The 7,663-nt window shown below is 29.0% G+C and carries 5 protein-coding genes; 1 reads left to right on the forward strand and 4 read right to left on the reverse strand.

The annotated features are described in order from the left end of the window. Together U9R42_13900 and U9R42_13905 are read right to left on the reverse strand one after the other, a co-directional pair. A partial coding sequence (locus U9R42_13900) for a CAP domain-containing protein (protein MEA3497116.1) occupies window positions 1-265 on the reverse strand: 265 nt, incomplete at its 3' end. 50 nt (window positions 266-315) lie between these two features. Next, the gene (locus tag U9R42_13905; GenBank protein MEA3497117.1) at window positions 316-894 is read right to left on the reverse strand and encodes a sigma-70 family RNA polymerase sigma factor; all 579 of its coding nucleotides are present in this window, start codon (window positions 892-894) and stop codon (window positions 316-318) included. Window positions 895-1,792: 898 nt separating this feature from the next. Here U9R42_13905 and uvrA point away from each other — a divergent pair. After that, a complete protein-coding gene (gene uvrA / locus U9R42_13910; GenBank protein ID MEA3497118.1) occupies window positions 1,793-4,618 on the forward strand; it encodes an excinuclease ABC subunit UvrA in 2,826 nt (941 codons plus the stop codon). Between the two features lie 41 nt (window positions 4,619-4,659). On the opposite strand, the gene U9R42_13915 is transcribed toward uvrA, so the two are convergent. Together U9R42_13915 and U9R42_13920 are read right to left on the reverse strand one after the other, a co-directional pair. Then, on the reverse strand, window positions 4,660-6,594 hold the full coding sequence (locus U9R42_13915) for a tetratricopeptide repeat-containing sensor histidine kinase (protein MEA3497119.1): 1,935 nt from the start codon (window positions 6,592-6,594) through the stop codon (window positions 4,660-4,662). Window positions 6,595-6,653: 59 nt separating this feature from the next. Then, window positions 6,654-7,517, reverse strand: a complete 864-nt coding sequence (locus U9R42_13920; GenBank protein MEA3497120.1) for a DMT family transporter — start codon at window positions 7,515-7,517, stop codon at window positions 6,654-6,656. Between the last annotated feature and the right edge of the window lie 146 nt (window positions 7,518-7,663).

Consider the following 7,663-nt stretch of genomic DNA (forward strand, 5'->3'; position numbering starts at 1 on the left):
TATAGCAACATGATGTCCATTTTCCTTTATCAGACCAACTATGAGTGTTGCATCTGCCTTTGTCAGGGTTGTTATCAGCAAGGTCTTTGACATGAGTTTGAGCAACAATTGTTAATGATGGAGAGAGGGGAATAGGAGGTAATTTTTTTTCTTGCCGGTATTCTATTATTAAATTGTATAGCTTCAATTCTTCCTCAGTTAAATTTTGGGAAAATAATTGAGTTGTTATTGAGAAGATTAAAATTATGAATGATATTGTTTTCATTGTTACTCAATTTTTGTAAAACCGTACCTTATTAATTGTTTGAACTGCAATTAAATATCAATATTATTTTTTTCTATTATCCTTCTTAAATTAATGAGAGCATAACGCATTCTACCTAGAGAAGTATTAATACTTACACCTGTGAGGTCGGAAATATCTTTAAAACTAAGATTTGCGTAATGCCTGAGAATTAATACTTCTTTTTGCTCGGTTGGCAATTTGTGAATCATTATTTTTAGCTTCCTGATTGTTTCATCTTTTACGATTTCTTCTTCTCTGTTTTCCTCATAAATTTTAAGGTCTTCAACAAGACTATTGCCTTCACTGTCGGTAACAAAAGTCATTTTTTTAGATTTCCTAAAATGATCTATTACCAAATTTCGTGATATTCTTACAATCCATTGATAAAACTTTCCTTCTTCATGATATTTGCCACTTTTTAAAGTGTTTACAATTTTTACAAAAGAATCTTGGAAAATATCCTCTGCAAGAGCTCTGTTTTTTACGAGAAATAAAATATATGAAAATAACTTTGCCTGATGACGGTTTATTAAAATTCTTAAACTATTTTCATCACCATTAATATAATCATTTACAAGTTCTCTGTCGCTAATTAATTGTTTTCTCATACCTCTAACTTTTGTGTGTGTCAATTTTTAAATAAATTTTTTGTGTAGAGGTGTATCGATGGGCTATTTTTGTTTTTTATTAAACATTTTTTTACACTGCTAAGATATGTTAATTATTAATTAAATACAAATTTATTTTATATTTTTTTAAATTTAACGTCTAAATCGTATTTTTAAGTGATAGAAATAAAATACTATCTTATTGAAAATGAATAACATCATAACAGAATTGTAATTCTCAACATGCTTTGAGAAAGCAAAAGAAATAAAAAAATAGAAATTGGTACTACTCAATGATAAATTTTGGGTTCTTATTTTTGGTTCTATGTCAAATACTGTGGGTAATCAAATTTGCCACAGATTCACAGATTACAAAATTATTCTTTTTGTAATTAGTGTTTGTCCATAATGTCCGATCTCTGCGTTATGTTCGTCTTTAAAGCAATCATCCGTACGAGCTCCTTGATTTTAAAGACTTCACAAGGCTTGAACTCGAACATTCTGAACTAAACACCCTACTTTATAGACATCTACTAATTAATGAATTTTCGCCAAATCCAGATATATCTGGACTAAAGGACATATACTTCGACTGCACATAATTTGAGATTTGGCACTATGTTTAACATATTGATTATTATTTGTTTACACGGTATAGCAAAACGTAGTTTATGACCGCTCTGCATATATCTTATTAGAATATTTCATATAAATTAATATTAATCTGTGAATCTGTGGCTTTAATTTTTTTTACTCACACAAATTAACATAGAACCTTATTTTTCAAGAAGAAAGAATAAAAAAGAAACATTTTTAATTTTGGAGAGTTTTCTAAGAGGCACTACTTACTTTTGCAGTAAATATTTTTGACCTATTAATTTTACTACCTTTGAAAAAGATGAACGACAAAGACCTAAATCAACTTAACCCGCAAGAGTTTTTGCTTGTTAAAAATGTACATCAAAACAATCTTAAAAATCTTAACCTTGCGATACCTCATAGAAAAATTATTGTTGTTACCGGTGTTTCAGGTTCTGGTAAATCTTCACTTGCTTTTGAAACACTTTATGAAGAGGGTAGAAGAAGGTATGTTGAAAGTCTTTCGTCTTATGTAAGGCAGTTTTTAGGAAAAATTAAAAAACCTAAAGTTGATTTTATAAAAGGATTACCTCCTGCCATTGCTATCGAACAAAAAAAATCAACTTCAAATTCTCGCTCAACTGTTGGTACTGTTACTGAAATTTATCATTATCTAAAACTTTTTTATGCTCGTATTGGCAAAACATATTCTCCTATTTCAGGAAAGGAAGTGAAACGAGACAATATTGATGATATTGTTGATAGCATTTGTAGGAAAAAGGACGGTAGCAAAATAAAAATATTATCTTTAATTAAGTGTGAAAACGGAAGAAGATGGCATGAAGAGCTTTCGATTTTATTACAGAAAGGATTTTCACGATTGCTAATAAATAATGAAATTTCTAAAGTTGAAGATATTCTTGAGGAGATTGAAAAAAAAGAAAGAGTAAAAAAGATTGAAAAGGAACTTGATAAAAATGCTTTCATCCTTATTGACCGTATTGTTTTAAAGAAAAATGATAATGAAAATATAAATAGAATAAGTGATTCGGTTCAAACAGCGGTTTATGAAGGGAAAGGCAAGTGTATTGTAAATATCAATTCCGAGAGTTTTACTTTTTCAAATGAATTTGAGAGAGATGGAATTTCTTTTGAAGAACCTTCACCTGATTTATTTTCATTTAACAGCCCTTATGGTGCTTGCCCTCGCTGTGGTGGTTTTGGAGAAATTCTTGGAATTGATGAAGATAAGGTTATCCCAAATAAACAAATCTCTGTTTATGACGGAGCTGTTATTTGTTGGGAAGGTGAAAAAATGAGAAAATGGAAAATGGCTTTTATCAAAAAAGCAAAAGACTTTGATTTTCCGATTTTTACTCCTTACAATGAATTATCACAAAATCAAATAGAGTTGCTTTGGGAAGGAAATGCTTCAATTAAAGGTATTGATGATTTTTTTAAATTTATCGAATCAAAGTCTTACAAAATTCATTACCGTATTTTTATTTCAAGGTATAAAGGTAAATCCAATTGTAATAAATGCCATGGTACACGATTGCGAAAAGAAGCGGACTATGTAAAAATAGAAAATAAATCAATAGGTGAATTAGTAAAAATGCCTCTTTCTGAACTGAAAAAATTCTTTGAGAAATATGCTAATGACAACAAGGATAATAAAATTGCCAAGAGAATTTTGTTTGAAATAAATAATCGTTTGCAGATGATAGAGGATATTGGATTGGGCTACCTTGACCTTAACCGGACATCAAGAAGTCTTTCGGGTGGCGAGCTACAGAGGATACAAATTATTTATTCTATTGGAAGCAATCTCAGTGGTTCGCTTTATATTTTGGATGAACCAAGTATAGGTCTTCATCCTAAAGATACCGACCAACTTATAAAAATATTAAAACATTTAAAATCCCTTGGAAATACAATTGTAGTTGTGGAGCATGACGAAAATATTATTAAGGCAGCAGATGAAATTATTGACTTAGGACCTTCTGCCGGTGCTGATGGTGGGTATTTGGTTTTTCAGGCTAACCACAAGCAACTTGCAAAAGAAAGCAAAAGCCTTACTGCAAAGTATCTTAACGGGAAACTTGAAATAAAAATTCCTGAAAAATATCGTGAACCTAAGTATTCTATTTCTTTTAAAAATGCTCAAAAATTTAATCTTAAAAATATTGACATTAACATCCCTCTTTTTGCATTTACGGTAATTACGGGGGTTAGTGGCTCAGGTAAAACAACATTGGTAAAAGAAGTGATTCTTAAATCGTTAAAAAATATTGAAACATCAATAAATCCCATGCCTGTAAACTGTCAGGAAATTTCGGGAAGTACTAAGTATCTCAAAAAAATTGAATTTGTTGACCAAAATAGTATCGACAGGTCAAAACGTTCAAATCCTGCAACTTACCTTAAAGTTTTTGATAATATAAGGGAGCTTTTTGCCAGTCAGCAAATATCAAAAATCAGAGGTTACAAAGCATCTTTCTTTTCTTTTAATGTTGAGGGTGGAAGATGTGAAGAATGCAAAGGTGAAGGAAAAATAACCATTGAAATGCAATTTGTAGCAGACATGCATTTGGTTTGCGATGAATGTAAAGGCAAAAGATACAAAGATGAAATATTGGAAGTAAAATACAATGATAAAAATATTGACCAAGTATTAAACCTTACCATCAAAGAAACTATAGAGTTCTTTTCTGAACATAAATCAATAAAATTTGGATTGCAACCATTGGCTCAAGTAGGACTTGATTATTTGAAATTAGGACAGCCAACATCAACATTAAGCGGAGGAGAAGCTCAGAGATTAAAACTTGCGAGTTTTATTGCAAAAGGTAGCAAAACCGATGAGTCAACACTTTTTATTTTTGATGAACCTACAACAGGACTACATTGGCATGACATCAGAAAACTCCTTGATTCCTTTAATGCCTTAATTGAAAAAGGACACACTGTGTTAGTAATTGAACACAATCTTGAAGTTATTAAATGTGCCGATCATATTATTGACCTTGGAAAAGAAGGCGGTGAAAAAGGAGGAGATATTATTTATCAGGGAAATGTTAATGGTTTGCTTGGAGTAGATGATTCATATACTGCGAAGTATTTGAAGGATAAGCTGGGAGTGTAAAAGTAATTTGAAAACAACATATTTTAAAATATCCAAATATTTTATTCTTCCTCCTTATTAAGCAACAATAGCTTAATAATAGTTCCTTTATTAACTGTACTTTCTACTTCTATTTTTCCGCCACTATTTTCAATAAACTCTTTACAAATTAGCATTCCCAAACCACTTCCTTTTTCTTTATTTGTCCCTTTTCTGCTTTTATTCTTCATTGTAAATAAATTATCTAATACTTCCTTTTCCATTCCAACGCCACTATCGGTAATTCTAATTTCAGTATATTTATCTGTCAATTTTGATGAGATTCTTATTTCTCCATTCTCAGGAGTAAATTTTAGAGCATTAGAAATAATATTACGAAAAACCGTTGAGATTGAAGCTCTATCGCAAAATATAAGTTGCTTATCAGAAATATCAATATTGATATTAATTTTCTTAGTAAGAAGTGCTATTTCAAATAATCTAGTTATTTCCGTAGTTAAATCTTTTAATAGTATATCGGTTTTGGTAATTTTTATTGTTCCAATTTGTAATTGCGACCATTTTAAAAGGTTGTTTAATAAAAAGTCTAATTGTTCAATACCTTGGTTTACATGTTTGGAATATAAATATAATTCATCATCTTTATTTGATTCTGTTTCTTCCATTAAAAGAGATGAAAATCCTTGTATAGAATGAAATGGACCTTTAAGGTCGTGTGCTATTATTGATAAAATTTTATCTTTTGTGTTGTTTAAATTTTCTAACTGTTCTGATTTATTTTTAATTTCATTTTGATGTTCTTTTAAAATTGCATTATTCTTTTTTAAAATATGGTTTCTTTTTCTAAAGATAATATAAAAGTAAGCAACAATAGTAAAAATCAAAATAATAAAAAAGATAATTATGTTTTGTCCTTTAATTTTGTTATCCTTTAATTTATTTTGAATCAATAATTTTTCATTTTTCATTTCATTTTTCCTTAGCCCATATTTTGATTCCATTTCTGCAAGTTCTTGGCTTCTTTCTGAATCAAGAATTTCCATTTTAGTTCCGGAGTAAATAATATGGTATATCAATGCTGAATCATAGACCTCCATTGACTTATAAGCACTTGAAATATGTAATAATGCAACTTCTCTATATGTTAAAGTATTATATTTATAAGATAAATTTAATGCTTTTCTTGCAAAATATATTGCACTATCATGATTCTTTTTAGCATTATATAAGGATGCAATATTATTGTAGGTAGCTGCTATATTCGAGTGTTCTTTATCTTTTAATCCAAATTTAAGAGATCTTTTTAAATAAAAGATTGAGGAGTCATATTGTTTTAAGTCTTTATAATTTGCACCTATTATGTTATATGTATTCGATAGGTACCAATTACTTAAATCATCTTTTTTATACATAAGTGATGAATCTGCATAAGCTAATGATTTATTATAGTCCTTTGTTTCATAATATACCGCACTAAGCCTGTTATGCATTTCTGTTTTTTGGTCAAGCAATTCCTGTTGTGAAGCTATTTTTAAACCTTGATATAAATAGTGTAATGATTTATCATACATTGCAATTGATCTGTATGTTTCTCCAATTGAGTATAATACAGAAACAATATTTGAATAATCTTTAATTTGTTCATATAATTTAAGTGATTTAAAATAATACTTTAAAGATTTATTAGTATTTTCTTGGGTTGAAACAATATTGCCATGTATCAAGTATGCTTTAGCAAGAATATTCTGTTTTTTAAGGCTTTTTGCAATTTTCTCACCTTTAATTATATACTCTAATGCGTCTTCATTTTTATTTTTATAATAATACTCAATACTTAGATTAATTAATGATATTGCCCTTTCTTCTTGTGATAATGTATCTTGTTCTAAAATACCTTTTAGATTCTCAATTTCCTTATTGCCGCTTTGTGAATTTGCAGTTGTTACAAAGAACATAACAAATAAAAGCAGATAAAATACATTTCTAATTTGTTTCATAGTTCTATTTATTTTAAACAAAGGTAAAAATAAAATAAGTTATAGCCCCCCTATAGTTATTAAAAGCGTGAAAGAATATAAATTGCAATTACTGAAACCACAATACCTATTTGGTTTATTCTGTTAAGTTTTTCTTTAAAAATAATTAAAGCTAGCAAAACGGTAAATAATACTATTCCAATATGATTGATTCCAAAAACTGCGGAACTTGCAAAGGGTGAATATGTTAAAGCTTTAACAAAAAAATAAAGAGAGCCAAAATTTGCAAAACCAAGAAGTGATCCCCAAAACAGAACTTTCAATTTAACAAGGTCGGAAATACGGCTTTTATTAATTAAAACAGTAAAAACCCCAATAATTCCTGAAATACTAAAAAGCACAGTTATAAATGCTGTTAGGCTGTTGTCGTCAAGATATTCTTGTTGAGATAATTTTATTAAAGAATCAACAAGCCCTGCTCCCAAGAAAATTACCACAGGAAGGAAAAAGTATTTTTTTTCTAATTTTGTTGCCTTTTCACGGTAAATTGAGAAAACTACTGCAATGAGTGCAAGTACAATCCCTATTATTTTTAGAAAACTGATACTTTCATTAAAATAAATTATTGTAAAAGTAATAGGAATAATTACAGCCATCCTTACTGCAACTATTGTTACTGTAATTCCTGCTTTTTGAGTTGATTTTCCAATTAAATAAAATAGTACAATAAAAATTATCCCAATAGCAACAGAAAGAGGAAACCACTCATAACTATAAATTTCCTTGATGTTAAAATCTATTTTAATCAACAGAAAACCAAGTAATGATGCGATAAAATAATTTATTACAATGGCATGAAAAGTATGAATTTTATATTTTTCAATAAATTTAAAAATTACAGCGATTCCTGTTGATGCAATTATGCTAAAGCAAAGCCAAATCATTTAATTTCTTAAGTTATTCAGGGAGGTTCTTTAAATACATTTCTTTTAAGAAACAAAGATAATGAATAAGATGCAAGGCACAAATTTTTCTGAATAGCCGTCCGCGTGTCGCTGAAGCTTTAGCGGAGGCACAAGCTATTGAGAAA

The organism is Bacteroidota bacterium (assembly GCA_034723125.1).
GTDB lineage: Bacteria > Bacteroidota > Bacteroidia > CAILMK01 > JAAYUY01 > JAYEOP01.